At 71.8% G+C, this 15,630-nt stretch carries 16 protein-coding genes and 1 pseudogene; 12 read left to right on the forward strand and 5 right to left on the reverse strand.

Annotated features, from left to right (window positions below; translation table 11 throughout):
• Window positions 1-40: 40 nt before the first annotated feature.
• A complete protein-coding gene (locus Q5530_RS00220; protein WP_380640499.1) occupies window positions 41-277 on the reverse strand; it encodes a ferredoxin in 237 nt (78 codons plus the stop codon).
• Window positions 274-1,461, reverse strand: coding sequence for a cytochrome P450 (locus tag Q5530_RS00225; RefSeq protein WP_380640501.1), 1,188 nt, complete (start codon window positions 1,459-1,461; stop codon window positions 274-276). Before Q5530_RS00225 ends, Q5530_RS00220 begins: the two co-directional genes overlap by 4 nt.
• A 500-nt stretch (window positions 1,462-1,961) precedes the next feature.
• Between Q5530_RS00225 and Q5530_RS00230 the strand changes: the two genes are divergently transcribed.
• The 6 genes from Q5530_RS00230 to Q5530_RS00255 all read left to right on the forward strand — a co-directional run bounded on the left by Q5530_RS00230 (window position 1,962) and on the right by Q5530_RS00255 (window position 9,181).
• Complete coding sequence (locus Q5530_RS00230; protein WP_380640503.1) at window positions 1,962-3,284, forward strand: KamA family radical SAM protein; 1,323 nt, start codon at window positions 1,962-1,964, stop codon at window positions 3,282-3,284.
• 29 nt (window positions 3,285-3,313) lie between these two features.
• Entirely contained in the window at window positions 3,314-4,579 is a 1,266-nt protein-coding gene (locus Q5530_RS00235) for a pyridoxal phosphate-dependent aminotransferase (RefSeq protein ID WP_415359843.1), read from the forward strand.
• On the forward strand, window positions 4,576-5,502 hold the full coding sequence (locus Q5530_RS00240) for an ACP S-malonyltransferase (RefSeq protein WP_415359845.1): 927 nt from the start codon (window positions 4,576-4,578) through the stop codon (window positions 5,500-5,502). The genes Q5530_RS00235 and Q5530_RS00240 overlap by 4 nt, the downstream gene beginning before the upstream one ends.
• Window positions 5,499-6,998: an AMP-binding protein gene (locus Q5530_RS00245; RefSeq protein WP_415359846.1), complete on the forward strand. Its 1,500-nt coding sequence runs from the start codon at window positions 5,499-5,501 to the stop codon at window positions 6,996-6,998. The genes Q5530_RS00240 and Q5530_RS00245 overlap by 4 nt, the downstream gene beginning before the upstream one ends.
• Window positions 6,999-7,180: 182 nt before the next feature.
• Window positions 7,181-7,990, forward strand: coding sequence for a DUF6357 family protein (locus Q5530_RS00250; RefSeq protein ID WP_415359848.1), 810 nt, complete (start codon window positions 7,181-7,183; stop codon window positions 7,988-7,990).
• 444 nt (window positions 7,991-8,434) lie between these two features.
• Window positions 8,435-9,181, forward strand: coding sequence for a S1 family peptidase (locus tag Q5530_RS00255; protein ID WP_415359849.1), 747 nt, complete (start codon window positions 8,435-8,437; stop codon window positions 9,179-9,181).
• Between the two features lie 97 nt (window positions 9,182-9,278).
• On the opposite strand, the gene Q5530_RS00260 is transcribed toward Q5530_RS00255, so the two are convergent.
• Entirely contained in the window at window positions 9,279-10,040 is a 762-nt protein-coding gene (locus Q5530_RS00260) for a GntR family transcriptional regulator (protein WP_415359851.1), read from the reverse strand.
• A 264-nt stretch (window positions 10,041-10,304) separates the two neighbouring features.
• Here Q5530_RS00260 and Q5530_RS00265 point away from each other — a divergent pair, with 264 nt between their 5' ends.
• From Q5530_RS00265 to Q5530_RS00285, 5 genes and pseudogenes are all read left to right on the forward strand, one after another.
• Window positions 10,305-11,024: a hypothetical protein gene (locus tag Q5530_RS00265; protein ID WP_415359853.1), complete on the forward strand. Its 720-nt coding sequence runs from the start codon at window positions 10,305-10,307 to the stop codon at window positions 11,022-11,024.
• Between the two features lie 131 nt (window positions 11,025-11,155).
• Window positions 11,156-11,266, forward strand: a pseudogene (locus Q5530_RS00270) (IS30 family transposase); the annotation flags it as partial.
• A gap of 20 nt (window positions 11,267-11,286) precedes the next feature.
• Window positions 11,287-11,841, forward strand: coding sequence for a hypothetical protein (locus Q5530_RS00275; RefSeq protein WP_415360455.1), 555 nt, complete (start codon window positions 11,287-11,289; stop codon window positions 11,839-11,841).
• Complete coding sequence (locus Q5530_RS00280; RefSeq protein ID WP_415359855.1) at window positions 11,820-12,038, forward strand: DddA-like double-stranded DNA deaminase toxin; 219 nt, start codon at window positions 11,820-11,822, stop codon at window positions 12,036-12,038. Before Q5530_RS00275 ends, Q5530_RS00280 begins: the two co-directional genes overlap by 22 nt.
• Window positions 12,026-12,448: an Imm1 family immunity protein gene (locus Q5530_RS00285; protein WP_415359857.1), complete on the forward strand. Its 423-nt coding sequence runs from the start codon at window positions 12,026-12,028 to the stop codon at window positions 12,446-12,448. Before Q5530_RS00280 ends, Q5530_RS00285 begins: the two co-directional genes overlap by 13 nt.
• Window positions 12,449-12,549: 101 nt before the next feature.
• On the opposite strand, the gene Q5530_RS00290 is transcribed toward Q5530_RS00285, so the two are convergent.
• A complete protein-coding gene (locus Q5530_RS00290) occupies window positions 12,550-14,091 on the reverse strand; it encodes an AMP-binding protein (protein ID WP_415359860.1) in 1,542 nt (513 codons plus the stop codon).
• A 281-nt stretch (window positions 14,092-14,372) separates the two neighbouring features.
• On the opposite strand from Q5530_RS00290, the gene Q5530_RS00295 reads away from it, so the two are divergent.
• Window positions 14,373-14,621 (forward strand): acyl carrier protein, encoded by a 249-nt coding sequence (locus Q5530_RS00295; RefSeq protein WP_380640529.1) that lies wholly within the window; start codon window positions 14,373-14,375, stop codon window positions 14,619-14,621.
• A 63-nt stretch (window positions 14,622-14,684) separates the two neighbouring features.
• Here the strand turns inward: Q5530_RS00295 and Q5530_RS00300 are convergent, their stop codons facing one another.
• Window positions 14,685-15,587 (reverse strand): proline iminopeptidase-family hydrolase, encoded by a 903-nt coding sequence (locus tag Q5530_RS00300; protein WP_415359861.1) that lies wholly within the window; start codon window positions 15,585-15,587, stop codon window positions 14,685-14,687.
• Window positions 15,588-15,630 lie beyond the last annotated feature (43 nt).

Consider the following 15,630-nt stretch of genomic DNA (forward strand, 5'->3'; position numbering starts at 1 on the left):
TCGTGCTGGGGCGGGAGCGACCGGGGTCGCTCCCGCGTCCTCACTCCTCGGGGGCGAGGACCCGGCCGGTCGCCGCGTCCGTCACGGTGATGGCGGCCATGGGGCACATCTCGGCCGCGTCGATCAGGGCGTCGCTCGGGCCGACCTCGGGGCTCAGCGCGATCGCCTTGCCCTCCCGGATCTCGATCTCCGCCGGCGCGGTGCCGGCGCACACGCCGGTGCCGATGCACGCCTGCCGGTCCACCGCGACCTTCCAGATCGCCTCGGTGGTGCTCACCACTTCACCCGCAGCAGCCGGGGGCCGCGCACCAGCAGGCCCTTCTTCCACTCGACGCCCTCGTCGCCCTCGGCGAGGTCGAGGTCCGGGAACCGGGTGGTGATGACCTCCAGGGCGACCTGGAGCTCCATCCGGGCCAGCTGCGCGCCCAGGCAGTGGTGCGGGCCGTGGCCGAACGCGACGTGCGGGTTGTTGGCCCGGCGGAAGTCGATGTCCTCCGGGTCGGTGAAGATGTCCGCGTCGCGGTTGGCGCCGGGCAGCGAGACCAGGATGGGCTCGCCGGCCTTGACCACCACGTCGCCGAGCCGCACGTCCTCGGTGGCGTAGCGCGGGAACATGGCGGCGGGGTTGAGCGGGATGAGGCGCAGCAGCTCCTCGACCGCGGCCGGGATCAGCTGCGGCTCGGCCTTGAGCAGCTCGAAGTGCTCGCGGCTCTTGAGCAGCGCGTAGACGAAGTTCGGGATGTGCGTGGACACCGTCTCCGAACCGGTCAGCAGCAGGCCGACGCCGGTGATGGACAGCAGCTCCTGCTCGGTGAGCACGTCGTCGTTGTCCCGCGCCTTGACCAGCGCGCCGAGCAGGTCGTCCGTGGGCTCCGCGCGGCGCTGGGCGATGAGCGCGCCCATGTAGCCGAACAGCTCCTCGACCAGCGACATCAGCGGCTGGGCGGTGCTGGTCAGGCCCTCGGTCCAGACCCGGAACTTGGTGCGGTCCTCGAACGGCACGCCCAGCAGCTCGCAGATCACCACGATCGGGAACGGCAGCGCGAAGTGCTCGACCAGGTCGGCGGGCGAGCCCTTGGTGACCATGTCGTCCAGGAACTCGTTGGCGATGCGCACCGCCCCCGCGCGCATCTCGTTGACGCGGCGGGCGGTCAGGGCCTTGCCCGCGAGCTTGCGCAGCCGGGTGTGGTCCGGCGGGTCGAGGCCGATGATGCCCTCGTAGGTCATCTCCTCGCGGGTGCGGGGCTGGTCCTGGCCCTGCGCCGCCGCCCGGCTGAACCGGGGGTCGGTCAGCACGGTCTTGACGTCCTCGTACCGGGTGGCGAGCCAGGAGACCTCCCCGAAGGGGAGCTGGACGCGGCTGACCGGCTCGTCCCGGCGCAGCGCGCCGTACAGGGGGTCGATGTCGATCCCCGGTTCCTCGCTGAACGGGTAGCTGCGCACCTGCTGGGTTGCTGTCATTCTTTTTCTCCTCCGGGTGCGCCGGTCAGCCGACCGCCGCGCTCCACACGCCCAAATGAGGTTTGCCCGGAGGCTGGTCAGCGACCGCTCGCCGCACAAAAGGCCCGCCCCGGCACGATGGGGGAAGCCTAATCTCGCGCGGGAACCTCTTCACACCCCCGCAACGCCCCTACGTTCCCCCTATCGGCCGCCACCACCCCGCCACCACCGCGTCACCACCCGGCGAAGGGCCGTGACCAGCGCCGGTGATGCGCGACACGGTGGCCCGAACCGGTGCTCCGGGTGTGGTGAGGGGTGGTGCAGGGGCCGCACTAGGGGTTCCGGCGACCACTTTCGCACTAGGGTCGCACCACAGGGCCACCGCTGACCTCACCGGTCATTCGACGCGTTCTCCCGCGCCACCGCGGCCGCCGGCCCCGGTGGCGCCCGGGGTGCGCATTCCCGGCCTGCGAATCGAACCGAAGAAATCCTGGGATGCCCGAAACGGACGGTGTTTGCGCATGTCCCTGTTGGCCGCGGAGTCCTCCCGCTTCCGCTCGTTCGGCCCCCACCACGTGGACGAGGTCGCCGCGCGCTACGCGCTGCCCGCGCACCTGCTGGACAGCGTGCGGGTGATCGCCCAGGTGCTGCCGTTCCGCGTCAACGAGTACGTGCTGTCGCACCTGGTGGACTGGAGCCGCATCCCGGACGACCCGATCTTCCAACTGGTGTTCCCCCAGCGCGGGATGCTCGACGAGAACGACGAGCGCGAGCTGTCGGTGCTGCTGCGCGAGGGCCGCAAGAAGGAGCTGCGCGAGGCGGTCGGCCGCATCCGCGCCGGGCTCAACCCGCACCCGTCCGGGCAGATGCAGCTCAACGTGCCGAACCTGGAGGGCACGCAGCTGCCGGGGATGCAGCACAAGTACCGCGAGACGGTGCTGTACTTCCCGCAGCAGGGCCAGACCTGCCACGCCTACTGCACCTACTGCTTCCGCTGGGCGCAGTTCGTCGGCGACGCCGACCTGCGGTTCGCCGCCCCGGGCCCCGAGCTGCTGGTGCGCTACCTGCGCAACCACCCGGCCGCGTCCGACGTGCTGGTCACCGGCGGCGACCCGATGATCATGAGCACCGAGCGGCTGCGCGCGCACCTGGAGCCGATCCTGTCGGTGGACACGGTGCGCACCATCCGCATCGGCACCAAGTCCGTGGCCTACTGGCCCTACCGGTTCACCACCGACCCCGACGCCGACGACGTGCTGCGCCTGTTCGAGCAGGTGGTGGCCTCCGGCCGGGCGCTCGCGGTGATGGCGCACTTCAGCCACCCGCGCGAGCTGGAGACCGCGCAGGCCAGGCTGGCGCTGTCCCGGATCCGCTCCACCGGCGCGATCGTGTACTGCCAGGCCCCGCTGGTCCGGCGGGTGAACGACGACCCGCGCGTCTGGGCGGAGATGTGGCGCGGCCAGCTCGCCGCGGGCCTGGTGCCCTACTACATGTTCGTCGAGCGCGACACCGGCCCCAAGGAGTACTTCAAGGTGCCGCTGGCGCGGGCGGTCGAGATCTTCCAGGCGGCCTACCGCACCCTGCCGGGCCTGGCCCGCACCGTCCGCGGCCCGTCCATGTCGGCCACCCCCGGCAAGGTCCTGGTCGACGGCGTCGAGGAGGACCTGGACGGCAAGCACTTCCGGCTGCGCATGGTCCAGGCCCGCGACCCCGGGCTGGTCGGCCGCCCGTTCCGGGCCAGGTACTCGGAGGAGGCGTCGTGGCTGAACGAGCTGGAGCTCGACCCGGCGACGCCGGCCGACATCCTGGCCGCGGTCAACGGCACCAAGGCCCCGGTCCGCTGACCCGGTCCGCCGACGACGAAAGGTTCGCTGTGGTCATCCGGAAGATCTCGCCCAACCTCGCGCTGGACCACCAGGTGTCGCTGCGCCGGGCCGCCGGCGAGCCGATCGTGCACCTGGGGTTCGGCGAGGCCCGCCTGCCCGTGTTCCCCGGCCTGGTCGAGCGGCTGGCCGCGGGCGCGGGCCGCAACTCCTACGGCCCCGTCCCCGGCCACCCCGGCGTGCTGCGCGCCGTGGCGGGCTACTTCGCCCGCCGGGCCCTGCCCACGACCGAGGAGCAGGTGATCGTGGCGCCGGGCAGCAAGGCGCTGCTCATGGCGCTCCAGCTGGTCGTCCCGGGCGACGTGCTGCTGACCGAGCCCTGCTGGGTCACCTACGCGCCCCAGGCGCTGGAGGCCGGCAAGCGCGTGATCGGCGTGCCGGTGCCGGCCGAGTGCGGCGGCGTGCCGGACCCGGACGCGCTGCGCGAGGCCGTGCGCGCCGCCCGCGCCGAGGGCGCGAACCCGCGGATCGTGGTGCTCACCGCGCCGGACAACCCCACGGGCACCACGGCGACGCCCGACCTGGTGCGCCGCATCTGCGCCGTGGCCGAGGAGGAGGACCTCCTCCTGGTCTCCGACGAGATCTACCGCGACCTGGTGCACGACCCGGACTTCGAGTACCTCAGCCCCGCCGAGGTCGCGCCGTCCCGGACGGTCGTGGTCACCGGCCTGAGCAAGAGCCTCGCCCTGGGCGGCTGGCGGATCGGCGCGGCCCGCTTCCCGGCCGACGAGGCCGGTCTGCGGATGCGCGCGGACGTGGCCTCGGTGGCGAGCGAGATCTGGTCCACCCTGGCCGGTCCCATGCAGGAGGTCGCCGAGTACGCGTTCGACGAGCCCGCCGAGCTGGTGGCCCGCCGCGACGCCGACGCCCGCCTCCACGGCGCCCTCGCGCGGGCCGTGCAGGACCTCGTGGTCAAGGCCGGGGCCCTGTCCCGCCCGCCCACCGGCGGCTTCTACGTCTACCCCGACTTCGAGCCGCTGCGCGAGCAGCTGGCCCACCAGGGCGTCGTCGACGGCGAGTCGCTCCAGGAGCACCTGGTCACCCACTACGGGGTGGCGGTGCTCGCGGGCGTCCACTTCGGCGACGACCCCCGGGCGCTGCGCTTCCGCGCCGCCACCAGCGTCCTCTACGGCGACACGCCGGAACTCCAGCACGCGGCGATGGCGGCGGAGGACCCGACGACCGTGCCGCACGTCGCCGAGGCGCTGGCCGCGATCGAGCTGGCCTTCACCTTCTCGAAGGCGGCCGTCCGGTGACCGCGATCGCCTTCCCCGGCATGGGGCCCGTCAAGTTCGCGGACGTGGCCAAGTTCATGCTGATCAACCCGTTCGCCCGCGAACTGCTGACCACCGCCGACGACGTGCTGGGCTACGACCTGTTCGCCGCCCTGCGCGACAGCGGGTCCGACTACGCCGAGGCCGCCCAGGTGGCGTTCCTGGTCAACAGCCTGGCCCTGGCCCGCTGGGCGGAGCACCGCTTCGGGTTCGAGCCGGACCTCTGCACCGGGGCCAGCTTCGGCGGCAAGGCGGCGGCCGTGCACTCCGGCGCGCTCGGCGTCGAGGACGGCATCCGGCTCACCGCGGACCTGGTCCGCGTCGAGACCGAGTACTTCGCCGAGCACCACGGCGACGTGGTGACGCTCTCCTTCGCCCGCACGCCCCGCGACGAGCTCGACCGGGTGCTCGCCGAGCTGGACGACTGGCACGAGATCTCCTGCTACGTCGACGAGGACTTCTACATGGTCTCGCTCAAGCGGGACCGGCTCGGCTGGTTCCAGCAGCGCCTGAAGGCGGCGGGCGGGCTCCCCCTGTACGAGATGGACCCGCCGATGCACGTCAGCGCCTTCGCGGGGCTGCGCGACCGCGTCGAGCGGGAGCTGTTCCCGGGGCTGGCCTTCCGCGACCCGGGCACCCCGGTGGTCGCCGACCAGGACGGCTCGGTGCGCACCACCGCCGAGGGCGTGCGCGCGATCCTGCTCGACGGCGTGGTCCGGCCGGTGCGCTGGCCCGAGGTCGTGCGGTCGCTGCGGGCCGAGGGCGTCACCACGCTCTGCGTGGCCGGGCAGGACTCGCTGTTCGGCCGGGTGGCCTGCACCACGAACAACTTCAAGGTGATCGCGGCGACCCCGCGCCTGGCGATGCAGCCGCACAAGCGCCCGGCCCTCAGGAGGGCGGCATGATCGAGGACGAAGCCGTGCTGCACGCCCGGTTCCTGCGCGGCCTGCGCCTCGCGCCCGGCAACACCGCCCTCCACCTGGAGGACGGTCGCGCGGTGAGCTACGAGGAGCTGCACGAGCTGGCCCTCGCCTGGGCCGGCGCGCTGCTCGCCACCTCCGACGCGCCGCCCCGGGCGATCGGCGTGCTGGCCGACAAGACCCTGGAGTCCTACGCGGGCCTGCTCGCCGTGCTCTACACGGGCGCGATCGCGGTGCCGCTGCACCCGGACTTCCCGGCCCAGCGCACGCGGCACATGCTGGAGGCCGCGAAGGTGTCCGCGGTGGTGGCCGACGCGCCGGGCCTGGCCGCCCTGTCCGGGTTGGGCGTCGACCTGCCCGTGCTGGCGCCCGCCGCGGGTCCCGTGGTCGGCAGGCCCCTGGACGAGCCGGTCGCGGTCTCGTCGAAGGATCTGGCGTACGTCCTGTTCACCTCGGGCTCCACCGGCCGCCCCAAGGGCGTCCCCATCACGCACGCCAACGCGGACCACTACTTCTCGATCCTCGAACGGCGCTACGACTTCACCGCGGACGACCGCTTCTCCCAGTCGTTCGACCTGAACTTCGACTGCGCGATGTTCGACCTGTTCTGCGCCTGGGGCGCGGGCGCGCAGGCCCACCCGGTGCCCGGCGCCGCCTACCGGGACCTGCCCGCCTTCGTCGCCGAGCGGGGTCTGACGGTCTGGTTCTCCACCCCGTCGGCCATCACCCTGGTCCGCCGCATGGGCGGCCTGTCCCCCGGCTCGATGCCGGGCCTGCGCTGGAGCTTCTTCGCCGGCGAGGCCCTGCGCGCGGCCGACGCCGAGGACTGGCTGCGGGCCGCGCCCGCCTCCACCCTGGAGAACATCTACGGCCCGACGGAGCTGACCGTCACCATCACCGGGCACCGCTGGACCTCGGGCACGCCGGACCTGTGCCTCAACGGCCTGGTGCCGATCGGCGAGGTCCACGAGGGGCACGACCACCTCCTGCTCGCCGAGGACGGCGGGGAGTCGGACACCGAGGGCGAGCTGTGCGTCACCGGCCCGCAGATGACCTCGGGCTACCTGGACGCGGCCGACGACGAGGGCCGCTTCCTGCACCACGACGAGCGCCGCTGGTACCGCACCGGCGACCGCGTCCGCCGGCACCCCGACGGCACCCTGGTCTACCTGGGCCGGTTGGACTCCCAGGTCCAGCTGGCGGGCTGGCGCGTCGAGCTGGCCGAGGTGGAGCACGCCCTGCGCGCCTGCGAGGGCGTCCTGGACGCGGTCGCGGTGACCCGCCCCACCGACACGGGCCTGGAGCTGGTCGTCTACTACACCGGCGAGCCCACCCCGCCGCGCCTGCTGGCGAAGGAGCTGCGGGACGTGCTGCCGAAGGGGATGCTGCCGCGCGAGTACCGGCACGTCGACGAGTTCCCGCTCAACTCGAACCGCAAGGTCGACCGGGGTGCCCTGGCCGCGCTGGCCTCCGGCGGCTGACCGACGCGGGGGCGCCCACCGGTCCACGTGACGGGTGGGCGCGCCCGCGTTTTTCGCGGTGTCCCGGCGCCGGCTCGTCGCGGTCACGCGATTAGCATCCCGGTGAGAGACCCGGCGCACCCGAGGACGGCGATGAGACCACGGACCTCCGGCGAGGCGTCCCGTCCGGTGTCGGGACGGGCATGAGCGAGGTCGTGTTCACCCGGGAGAGCGGCTGGATCCCGCGGGTCGTCCACGCGGACGGCGAACTGAGGCTCGAACTCGGCGCCGGGGCCGACGCCAACCACGACCCCCGCACGTTCACCGTCCCGCTCTCCGAGACCCACCTCCGGGTGATCCGGGACGACCTGACCCGGCACCTGCTGCTGTGGAGCGCGCTCCTGCCCCTGTGCGCGGCCGCCGGGACCAGGGGCCCGCTCGACGAACGCGCGGCGGTCGCACTGCTGGACCCGATCCTCCTCGGCGCGCCCGAGGACGTGGAGTCGCTGTTCCGGGACATCGCCTGGGACCGGCGCCGACTCGTCGCCCAGGGCGCGGACGTCGCGCTGCTGGAGCGCGGCGAGGTCTTCGCCGCGCTGCGCCCCGCGACCGCGGAGTCCGACTGGCGCCGCGTCCACGAGTACGACGCGGACCGCGACCGCGCCCGGCGCGGGGTGCGGCTCACCCCGCTCGACGCGGCGCTGCTCAAGTACACGGGCCGCTACCTGCACGGCGGGAAGCGCCCGACCCGGGAGCCCGACGCCGTCGACCCCGACCTGCTGCCCGAGGTCATGCGGGTGATCGCCACCGCGGAGCGGGCGTGCGCCGGGATGCGGATCGCCCCCGGTGGGAGAGGGGACCGGAGCGCTCCGGGGCACAGCGGGTGGAAGCGGGTGGAGGAGGAGGTCGACCGCGCGGTCCGCGGCGCCCACCCGCACCTCGTCGACGACGCGGTGCGCACCGTGAGCTTCCTGATGTGCTCGGAGGCCGCCGCCCGGTCGCGGACGTCCTGAGGGCGGGCGGAGCGACCGCCCGGGACTTCCGGGGAATGCGCGGTGAACCTGGCGGAAACATTTCGGTCGCGCTATCGTCCGATGATCGGGAGAACACATGTCCAGCCGGTGACGCGTGTTTCACATCACAGCCCATATGGTATTCACAGAACAACTGACGAAAGTCGTCGAGAAGCGGTTTGTGACCCATTCGTCACTTCACCACCGTGAACTCCGACCGAGCCCTTGACCAGCACCTTGACCGATACCGAAGCCGCTGCCGGGACATTCCCGCACACAGGTCTGGACCACCTGCCCGGATGACGGGAAAAGTGCATTCGTCACCGATGACTTCGGTCGTCCACCGACCGACCATCGGCCCGTCCCGACCCGCCCGCCCGACGCGACAGGCTGCGCTCGGTGGATCGATCCACCGCTCCGCACATCGCTGAAGGTGACCAACACATGCGCATTCGACGCGTCCTGTCCCTGCTCGTCGGCGCCGCCGCCCTGGTGTCCACCGCCGCCCTGGCCGCCCCGGCGTCCGCCGCGCCGGCCGTGCCCCCGAGCCAGACCGACATCATCGACGGCGGCCCGGCGTCGTACGCCCCGTTCGCGGTCCGCCTGTTCGCCAACGGCACCCCGTGGTGCTCCGCGACCATCATCGCCCCGTCGTGGGTGCTGACCGCGCAGCACTGCGTCTCCGACGACAGCGCGACGTACACGTTCCGGATCGGCAGCCTCCAGCAGAACTCCGGCGGCACCCTGGTGACCGGCGTCGAGGTCGTCGACCACCCCGCCGCCGACATCTCCCTGGTGCGGATCGACCAGGCGCAGCCGACCTGGTGGCAGTTCGCGAGACTCGGCACGTCCTCGGCGGTGGCGGCGAACCAGGCCGTGCAGATCTGGGGCTGGGGCGCCACCTGCCTCGGTGACGAGCTGAGCTGCCAGTCGCCGGTGCTGAAGCTGGCCACCACCCTGGTCGAGTCGGTCAGCGCGTCCGACTGGCTGGGCGGGGTCGCGATCTCGTCGACCCGCGTGGACGGCATCGCCGCCGGCGGCGACTCGGGCGGCCCGATGATGGCCACCAGCCCGGTCGACGGCCAGTACTACCAGGTGGGCGTGTCGTCCACGAGCGACCGGTCGAACTGGTGCGCCTACACCAACATCACCGCCTACCGGCCCTGGATCCTGTCGGTCGCCGGCGTGTGACCGGAGCCCGACTGCCGTGCCCCCTGTTCGGGGCGCGAGAGCGGTGAAGCGCTCGGCCGGGATGTCCCGGCCGAGCGTTTTCGCGTGGACGACGTGGTCACTCGTCCACGACGGGAATCCGGTAGGTCAGACCGTAGCGGTCGCCGGGAACCACGATGTCGCACGTCTCGACCGGTAGATCATCAGCAAGGAACGTCCGCTCGATGGTGAGCACGTGCACGCCCAACGGGATGTCCAGCGCCTCGACCTCCCGGGGCAGCGGGACGCGGGTGGCGACCGACTCCACGACCTCGGTCACGCGGATGCCGATGCCGTCCATGCGGGTGATCACCCCAAGACCGGCCAGCGGGCCTTCTTCCGGACGTTCCACATCAGTGCCCCCGGTCAGCGCGAGCGGTTCGTACGACGTGGACAGCTGGATGGGGCGACCGTTGGCGAGGAAGCGGTACCCGGTCCTCATCACGGGGGCGTTCGGAACGATCTTGAGTCGGGCCGCGATGTCGTCGGTGGCCGTGGTCCGCGTGGAGCCGGCCTCGATGTCGGCCGATGCGCCTGCGCGCCGTGCGTCGTCGGCGAACTCGCCGGTGGGCTTGCGCCGACGGTAGCGGTCGCGGGCCAGCCGCTCGACCCGCTGTCGCGGGCGCACGAAACTGCCCTTGCCTCCATGACTGTCGACCAAGCCTTCGTTCCGCAAGACGCCGACCGCTTGGCGCGCCACGATCCGGGAGACGCCGTACTGGCTCATCAGCTCGGACTCGGACGGCAGCTTGGCCCCGGCGGGCAACGTGCCGTCGATGATCTTCGTGCGGTAGTCGTTGGCGATCTGGGTGTAGGCGGGAGTTCCGGTCCAGTGAGCCACCTGATCCGCCCTTTCTCAGTCGCAGCCAGTCATACCGATCAGGTTAGCTTCACCTGATCGGTTTACTGCATCAACCAAGCGGTCCTACCTATTATAATAGGTAATCGGCGGCGCAGAGTCGTTGACAAAAGGCCCGGCCGGGGCGGCTACCCCAACCGGGCCGAGACGGACCCAACGGGCGGCTACCCGCGAGTCCTGCGCGCGAAGCTGGATGGCCGTGCGCTCACCGAGCGTACCGCGCGTGGTACTTCGCAGCCGGTCGTCGTGTTGGCCCAAACCTTGAAAGGGCTGGACATGACCTCGACTGCGTCGGCCGATGAGCGGTCGATCCCACAGGACGTCGCGCTCGGCTCCGGCACCACGGATGGCGACAAGGCCAAGCCCGTCGTCCCCTACGTGGCCATGTGGAGCGAGGAGGTGGTGGAGGAACCGCGGCTCGTGGAGCACCCCAGCGGGGCGGGGATCGCGTACGCGGACGAAATCCTCGGCGATCGGGACAGCCGGGGCGTTCTCTGGGACCGGGCGGCGATCGCGCCCGGACGCGGCAAGCCGCAGTTCGCCAAGATCCACGTCCACCGACAGCGCCGCGCCATGCGGAAGCTGTTGTGCCAGGTCTGCCGCCAACCCGCAGACAAGGACGACAGAGGCGTCCTCTGGCTCCTCCCCGACCGCACGGGACGCTGGGCCGGGTGGCCCGAGGGGATGCTCGTCAGCGAGCCCCCGGTCTGCGAGCCCTGCCTCGCCCTGGCGACTCGCGTCTGCCCCGCCTTGCGCAAGGAGGGGCACCTCGTGATCCGAGCGGGCTCGTGCCCGATCGACGGGGTCGAGGGCTTCCGGTACCGCGCAGGGCCACGGCGGCGGCCGGTTCCCGTTGAGCGCGAACTCGTCTCCTTCGCCGACCCCGCCATCGCCTGGACCCTGGCTTCCAAGTTGGTGCGCGAACTCCTCGACTGCGCGGTCATGGAGGTCGAAGCGGGCGTGTGACCGATCGGTGGCACCGAGGCCCCGTCCCCGGAACAGGGGCGGGACCTCGGCCGCCGGCAGAACCGCCGGTGCTTCCCACTGTCCGGCACGAAGCCGACCTTGACCGTGTCGACCGGCGCCCTTGTCGAGACCGCGGCAGCAACGAGAACATCAACGGACTGCTCCGGCAGTATTTCCCCGAAGGCACCGACCTGTCCCCGCACGACCGAGACCACCTGGCCGCCGTCGCGGCCACGCTGAACGCGCCGGACGCGGAGGTGACGTGGCGTCGTTGGCCGAGATCGGCAGGTACCTCAAAGGCGTTCTCGACAAGGTCGACAAGGCAAAGGAGAGCCTCGCACAGGCGGCCGATCTTGCGGATGACGCCTTCGACGTCCTGTCGGCAGCCGGTACTGGAACCACGCGGGCCGACGTCGAACAGGCAGGAGCCCGGTTCGCAGAGGTTCGTGCTGCGGTGTACGGCCAAGGCGGTCTCCTCGCGATGCTCGACGCTGGGACCGCGCTGGTCCGAACGATCATGAAACGGATCGGAGCGGGTGGGGACGCTCCCGCTGGTCCACCTGCGGCAGGCACGGGAGCAGTCCCGGCTCAGCCGCAGGTACTTGCAGGGAAGATCGAGGCATTGCGCCGTGAATTGCCACCCCCGGTGCAGCCCCGTACGGGCCAGAAGACGCACGGCCGATTCGTCGTGGGCGATGGGCCTGCTGCGTCGATGATCAGCGGCAACGACGCCGACGCCAAGGTCGCGAAGGACGCGCTCCGAGAGGAGGGGTACCCCCTTCCGGGGACCCGGTCGTGGCGACCCGCGTGGAGATGAAGGCCGCCGCGCGGATGCGCAACGAAGGGATTGGACAGGCCACGGTCGTCATCAACCACGTCTCCTGCCTGCTGGATTCAGGCTGTAAGAGCCTCATCGGCGTAGTGCTGCCCGAAGGCAGCTCACTCACCGTGCACGGCGCGGGTGGCCATCAACGAACCTTCACCGGAGGGAAGCAACCACCGTGGCGACGCTGAAGGCCATCCACGACCACGAGTCGGGTCAGGCGCCCATCCAGGTCAGGACGCAAGGCGAGCTGGAGGCGTTGATCGAGCGCGTGCGCGCCTACTCGACCGGCTACCCGTGCCCGGCCGTCGTCGAAATCACCGTCATGGACGACCCCTGGGGCTTCCCGCGGTTGTACGCCGGGATCGGGGAGGACCGGGGCTGTGTCCACGAGCTGCCCCCTGGTGGGCAGGCGAGGGCCACGGCAGGAGATCGCGAGGTGACCGGTGTGGTGATCTACGACTTGCAGGGGCACGAGCTGGAGGTGCCCGCCAACCAGGAGGTGTCCCTGTCGGTGGTGCGCGCCGTGCTCTCCGCCTACCTGACGTGCGACGGGACGATTCCGGCGGATCAGCCCGGCCTTCAGCTCGTCGGCGCGTGAGGTGGGTGCCGATCCGCGGTTCACCCAGACCTCGTAGCCCCTTCCGCCGAACACGCCAATGGGGCGCCCCCGTCCCGGGACGCCCCACCGACTTGCCCGACTCAGCGCCGGCCGATCCCGGCCAGCAGCGCCGCGCGGTCCACCTTCCCGTTCGGCGTGGTCGGCAGCTCGTCGAGCACCCGGACGTCCTGCGGCACCATGTAGTCCGGCAGCGCCTCCATGCAGAACGCCTTCAGCTCCAGCTCGTCCAGCCCCTCGGCCCCACCCGCCAGCACGACGAACGCGGCCAGCGCCGGCTCCCGGTCGGGCACGGGCACCAGCAGCGCGGTGGCCGCCGCGACGCCCGGGAACTCGGCCACCCGGCGCTCGACCTCGCCCAGCTCCACCCGGTTGCCGCGGATCTTGACCAGCGAGTCCGCCCGGCCGCTGAAGTACAGCTCGCCGCTCTCGCCGCGCCGCGCCAGGTCACCGGTCCGGAACACCACCTGGCCGGCCCGCGGGTTCAGCGGGTCCAGGACCAGCGCCCGCCCGGTGGCCTCCGGGTCGTTCCAGTAGCAGGTGAACAGGGCCGCGCTGCGGAGGTGGACCTCGCCCACGCCGCCGACCTCGTCGACCGGCTGCCCGTCCTCGTCGATCAGCACCATCTCGGCGCCGGGGTGGGCGAAGCCGATCGACAGCTCCTCCACGTCCTCCGGCAGCGGGTTGGGCACGTCGGTGAACGACGACGCCACGGACTCTGTGCTGCCGAAGCAGTTGACGATCCGCACGCCCGGCAGCAGCGACTGGAGCGACCGCAGCTCCGGCATCGGGAACTTCTCGCCCGAGTAGAGGATGCCGCGGATCGCGCCACCCAGCTCGCCCAGCATCTCCGACTCGTGCCGCAGCACCGGCCGCCAGATCGACGGCACGCCGTTGACCTGCGTGGCCTGCGCGTCGTGCAGGAACCTGACCAGCTTGCGCGGCCACCGCAGCAGGTCGCGCGGCACCGGCACCACGGCCGCGCCGCTGCCCAGCGCCAGGCCGATGTCCAGCAGCGAGAAGTCGAACTGGAGCGGCGAGGTGGTCGCCACCCGGTCCTCGGCGGAGACGATGCCGTGCGCGAGCATCCCCCGGAAGAAGCCCAGGATCGCCCGGTGGCTCATCACCACGCCCTTGGGGCGCCCGGTGGTGCCCGAGGTGAAGATCATGTACGCCGCGTCGGTCGGGGTGACCTCGCGGCGGTGCCGGACCCGCGGCGCGGGAGCGCGCTCCACCACCAGGCCGTCCGGACCGAACCGCGCCAGGCCGACGCCCTCCGCGACACCCTCGCGCCGACCGTTCGCGGCCTGGAGGTGCAGCGCGGGCTCGACGGCCTCGACGATCGCCTGCAACCGCTGCGCGGGCGTCTCCGGGCTGACCGGGATGTAGGTCAGGCCCAGCGACGAGCACGCCAGGAACGCGGTGATCGACCACGACGTGGTGTCGGACTCCAGCACCACCCGGTCGCCGATGTCCAGGCCCAGCTCGTCCAGCTGCGCCGCCAGCGCCGAGACCCGGCGCTCCAGCTGCCGGAAGGAAATGGTGCCGAACTCGCCGTCGGCGTATTCGACCACCGCCGGCCGCTCCGGCACCAACCGCGCGCCGACGAGCAGGAATTCGTGCAAAGTTGCGACCTGGTCGTGCGCTCGCGCGAATACTTCTCGACCCATGCTCTGGTGCACCCCACTTGTCGAAGCCGACCGAACGCACAGCCACCGAAAGGCTAGCAGTGCAGCTCAGGGGGCCAACCCGGAACATACCCCTAACGGACCCCTAATCCGCCCCGCAAACCCCTTCGGGGTTTTCCGGACTCCGTGCGAGATCATTGTTGCACGGTTTTGCCGTGCTACCGTTGCGACATCGCAGCGGCACATTGTCAAATTGACCCGGAAGGGGCACGGTCATCATGTGGGAAGAGCGGTTCGAGGAGATCCTGCGCAAGCACCTGCCGTTCCTCGACGCGGGCGAGGAGCTGAGCGCGGACATCGAGCTGCGCGACGTCGGCCTGGACTCGCTGGCCATGGTCGACCTGCTCGCCGAGCTGGAGAAGGGCTACGGCGTGCGGTTCCGCGACGACGCGCTCAACCCCGAGACCTTCCGCACGCCCGAGACGCTGTGGACCACGCTGTCCGGGATGCTCGAACCGACGGCCTGACCGAGCGCGGGAGAAGGGGGGCGGACCAACCGGTCCGCCCCCCTTCTTCGTGCCCACGACCCCTTACAGCCCCTTGAGGAACTCCAGCAGCACCGGGTCGAACCGGTCGGGGTTCTCCAGGTGCGGCAGGTGGCTCGCGTCCGGCACGACCTCCAGCCGCGCCCCCGGCACCAGCTCGTGGAACGGGGCGGTCGCCGCCGCGGTCACCTCGTCGTGCTCGCCGCGCACCACCAGCGTGGGCGCGGTGATCGACGGCAGCTCCGGGATCAGCGAGTAGTCCTTCAGCGTGCCGGTGATGTGGAACTCGTTGGGCCCGTTCATGGCGCCGTACACCGTCGGGTTGGTGGTGATCTCCATGAACGTCGCGGTCAGGTCGCTGGGCAGCGACGTCATCCGGCACACGTGCCGCTGGTAGAACACCGTGCTGGCCTCCTGGTACTCGCGGCTGCCCGTGGTGCCCGCCGCCTCGTGCCGGCGCAGCACCTCGTCCACGCCGGCGGGCAGCGCCTTGCGCAGCTCGTCCAGCTCCGCCAGCCACAGCGGGTAGGAGGCCGGCGAGTTGGCCACCACGAGCCCCACCAGCCCGGCGGGCCGCCGCGCGGCGTGCGCGGCGGCCAGGACACCGCCCCAGGACTGGCCGAACAGCACGTACCGGTCGGCGATGTCCAGCGCCTCCAGCAGGTTGTCCAGCTCGTCGAGGAACAGCTCGGGCGTCCAGAAGTCCGCACCCCGGTCGCGCAGGTGGGTCGAGCCGCCGTTGCCCAGCTGGTCGTAGTGCACGACCGGCCAGCCCTCCTCGACCAGGGACGCCAACCTCAGCAGGTAGTCGTGCGTGCTGCCGGGCCCGCCGTGCAGGACCACCACCGGCGGCCGGTCGCCGCCGAGCTCGCCGGTCACCCGGTACCACGTCTTGTACGGCCCGAAGGGCACCGTCCCCTTGCGGCTCGGCGCCGGCGTCGCGGCCATCCGCACCACTTCCCATCCTCCGTGCGGGGCCGGGGCCCCGCGG

It is taken from the genome of Saccharothrix sp. BKS2, from assembly GCF_047689505.1.
GTDB classification, from domain to species: Bacteria; Actinomycetota; Actinomycetes; order Mycobacteriales; family Pseudonocardiaceae; genus Actinosynnema; species Actinosynnema lopnurensis.

Excerpts from the sequence above, each read along its gene's own strand:
- Q5530_RS00245 (WP_415359846.1), top strand. The coding sequence starts at position 5,499 with ATGATCGAGGACGAAGCCGTGCTGCACGCCCGGTTCCTGCGCGGCCTG.
- Q5530_RS00230 (WP_380640503.1), top strand. The coding sequence starts at position 1,962 with ATGTCCCTGTTGGCCGCGGAGTCCTCCCGCTTCCGCTCGTTCGGCCCC.
- Q5530_RS00300 (WP_415359861.1), bottom strand. The coding sequence starts at position 15,587 with ATGGCCGCGACGCCGGCGCCGAGCCGCAAGGGGACGGTGCCCTTCGGG.
- Q5530_RS00225 (WP_380640501.1), bottom strand. The coding sequence starts at position 1,461 with ATGACAGCAACCCAGCAGGTGCGCAGCTACCCGTTCAGCGAGGAACCG.
- Q5530_RS00295 (WP_380640529.1), top strand. The coding sequence starts at position 14,373 with ATGTGGGAAGAGCGGTTCGAGGAGATCCTGCGCAAGCACCTGCCGTTC.
- Q5530_RS00250 (WP_415359848.1), top strand. The coding sequence starts at position 7,181 with ATGAGCGAGGTCGTGTTCACCCGGGAGAGCGGCTGGATCCCGCGGGTC.
- Q5530_RS00255 (WP_415359849.1), top strand. The coding sequence starts at position 8,435 with ATGCGCATTCGACGCGTCCTGTCCCTGCTCGTCGGCGCCGCCGCCCTG.